The sequence below is a fragment of the Chroococcidiopsis thermalis PCC 7203 genome (assembly GCF_000317125.1).
GTDB lineage: Bacteria > Cyanobacteriota > Cyanobacteriia > Cyanobacteriales > Chroococcidiopsidaceae > Chroococcidiopsis > Chroococcidiopsis thermalis.
Map to the genome: position 1 here is coordinate 1 of NC_019696.1, position 2,779 is coordinate 2,779.

The window sequence follows — 2,779 nt, forward strand, 5'->3', positions numbered from 1 at the left end:
AGATTGTATTGCATCCACCTCTATATCAATGGACGCTGCGCTCGCTCCACTCCGTTACGCGCCATTGACATAGAGTCTCCGGCTGCAATCGGAGGGGCTGGTCACAAGGGGAAGGGGAAGGAGTGGGCTGGGGCTAGCTGCTTGGCAATCCATTAGAAGCAGCTAAATTCCGCTCTTTTTCTGGTTAGAAACCAATGGTTTCGGTCAAAACTTCTAACTTTCTCTGAGCGGGTGGCAAGGCAAGTGTCAATCACGGTGTACAGCGCCTCCACCATACATAAGTCAGTGGTGGTTTGAGGGGTTTGCGCTGGAAGAGCATTTTTCTAGCTAGTAGGCTTTGAGTCCTTAGAATTCTATCCATAACTACTCAAAAGAAAGTAACTTATTGATTTTGTGCAGTTTCTAAAATTGATACTATTTCCCTCAGAATCACTTTACCCTTACCAAAACTTTTAGTTGGTACATCCAAAGCATTTTTCAGCATCTCTAGTAGTTTCTGATTTTGTACGCTATCAGAATTTACTACTCTTTCTCCCCTATCTAAGCGCCGTGCATATTCAACTACTTCTTCCACAAAAACTTCCGGTACGCGGATAGCTACAGTTTTTTTATTATTCCATGGTGACGGTCTACCCGATCCTTCACGCTGTCCACCACGACCAGATATAGACATACAAGTATTTATAGATAATGTACATTATTACAATAACATAGTTTTAGGTTTTGTACAGTATCTATTCTTCCTCTTGATCACCCATGTACCGCTTGATCATCTCTCGCCAGCTAAACCACCAACGCGGGTCATCCGGCGACACATCGCCCTGATCCTCATCCCCATGAATCAAGTCACCCTGATCCGGCTCCTCCTCAGACAAATAATTCTTCAACACTCCACCCAAGGCAATTGCCCTAGTCTTGTGGAGCTGATGCGTCAACTCAACTAACCAAGAGGCATCAGCTGCCAAATCTTGTCCCTTGACTGTATACTTCAGCGTCTCCTTAATAGTAGCTAAGAGGGGCTTGCTGGGGTCAGCAGGGTCAATGGAACCTGATTTAGGCTTAATTGCCCTCACATCTACTACAGGCTCGTAATCAGCCCTTAAGGCGTGCTGCCACAATTCACGCCATTTCTGCTGGCTAATATAGTCTTTCTTGAAATAGCTGGGAGGAACCATCATCAGCACATGGAAGTGAGGATGAGCAGTTCCATCCTTTGAACGAGTTACTTCAAATGACTTGACCCATCCCAACGCTGGAAATACCTTACGGTCACATATACGTTTCCAGGCTTTATTCATACTGGTCAAGTTTTCTCTCAACTCCGGCAGCGGGCAATTTTTCACTGTCAAAGTTAGAAAAATCCAGCGCGCCGTTGGGTGGTCGGCAGCAATTGACGGTAAAGCTTTGATAAATCGTGCTTTCCACATGAGTGATCGCCGCCATTGGCAAATAGGACAATGCCTAACCCGACAAAACCGTGCTGCTTGCAACCTAAAAACCCGCTCACCATCATCAGTGGCAGTTAAGGCAAACTCTAACACCTTGGCACAAACAGCACTCCGCTCTGCATAACTGGCAAATTCAGTTCCCCTGTAAAGATCCCGAATCTTGTCTGTTAGCGCACGATGATAATCCCAAGGTTTGTCTTTTTCACTTAAATCTGATAAATAGAAATCAGACATGGGTGTCCATTCCCCACTACTAATGGGGCTATTGGACAGATGCAGACTGGCGTGTCTGCATACACTAGAGTTTTGCTCTAGTGCCTACCAGATTTTGCTTAACTCAAACTGCGTGGAAGCCTAAAATTACTTCCTCTCCTTGATTGAGCCTAAGCTGTCCGTTTACAAACAGCTATCCTAAGTTCTTTCCCCCTGAGCGTCAAGGGTAAAACAGTTACACATTAAAGTTTATAGCCAGATTTAAAAACCAGCGTTATCTTTTTCAAAGACTCCAAAAAAGTCTCCCCCTTAAAAACCAGCGTTATCTTTTTCAAAGACCCCAAAAAGTCTCCCCCTTGAAAAATCGCTAAAGAGCATATCTCATAAGGTTTACAGACCTTTTTAAAAACCAGCGTTATCCCTCTATTATCAAGTAAAGGATCGCGCGCGCGGAAGAGAATAGTTTTAGAAAACGTACAAAATCTATAATACTAAAACGTATCAAATTCTATTTAGCTCTTGTAATCAACAAAGCAAGCTTATTGAAAATAGTCAAAAAGCTTGTAAATTGTGAAATATCACACGGAAGCCGGGGTGTTCCTGAATTCAGGACGGATGTGCAGTGTTACCTTACATCTGCACATCCCAAAAAGTTTTCCACAGGCAACAAGACCAGCTTATTGAGAATAAGCCTGCTAGAACCCTACGCCAAAATCTTCCATAGAATCGCTCTTTTACTTGTTGCGAACTATATAGTTCGCCGCGCTACTACTCGCTAGAAACGAGCAACGCGCCAGGTGGGTAAGCTTATTGCAGATAAATTTACTGATCAGACATCAAGATTCAACGTGACAAACCTACAGCTGACCAAAAAAGAGCATTTTGCACTCCAGATTGCAGCTGCTCTAATCTCTAGCTCCCAAAGCTACAGCCAAGAGCAAATCGTTTCTACTTCCGTGGCGATCGCCGACAGTTTACTCAAGGCATTGAACAAATCCTATTAGCCGTGCGCCAAACCTTAAGATTCGCAACGAGAATGCTTTGCTAGCCTAGTTTTGTAGCTAGCTAAAAGTTGTCCTTTTACTCGTTGCGGTTTCCTTCCCCTTCCCCTTGACCAG

3 protein-coding genes are annotated in these 2,779 nt (G+C 44.1%); 1 reads left to right on the forward strand and 2 read right to left on the reverse strand.

From position 1 onward, the window contains the following. Nucleotides 1–382 precede the first annotated feature (382 nt). Nucleotides 383–673 (reverse strand): hypothetical protein, encoded by a 291-nt coding sequence (locus CHRO_RS29290; protein WP_015157503.1) that lies wholly within the window; start codon nucleotides 671–673, stop codon nucleotides 383–385. Nucleotides 674–734: 61 nt separating this feature from the next. Then, the gene (locus tag CHRO_RS29295) at nucleotides 735–1,682 is read right to left on the reverse strand and encodes a protein rep (protein ID WP_015157504.1); all 948 of its coding nucleotides are present in this window, start codon (nucleotides 1,680–1,682) and stop codon (nucleotides 735–737) included. Between the two features lie 827 nt (nucleotides 1,683–2,509). On the opposite strand from CHRO_RS29295, the gene CHRO_RS33080 reads away from it, so the two are divergent. Next, nucleotides 2,510–2,665 carry a hypothetical protein gene (locus CHRO_RS33080; RefSeq protein ID WP_181824436.1) on the forward strand — a complete coding sequence of 52 codons (156 nt, stop codon included), beginning with the start codon at nucleotides 2,510–2,512 and terminating at the stop codon, nucleotides 2,663–2,665. Nucleotides 2,666–2,779 lie beyond the last annotated feature (114 nt).

Bases quoted from the DNA above. Each gene is read 5' to 3' on its own strand.
- CHRO_RS29290 (WP_015157503.1), bottom strand. From the start codon at position 673: ATGTCTATATCTGGTCGTGGTGGACAGCGTGAAGGATCGGGTAGACCG.
- CHRO_RS29295 (WP_015157504.1), bottom strand. From the start codon at position 1,682: ATGTCTGATTTCTATTTATCAGATTTAAGTGAAAAAGACAAACCTTGG.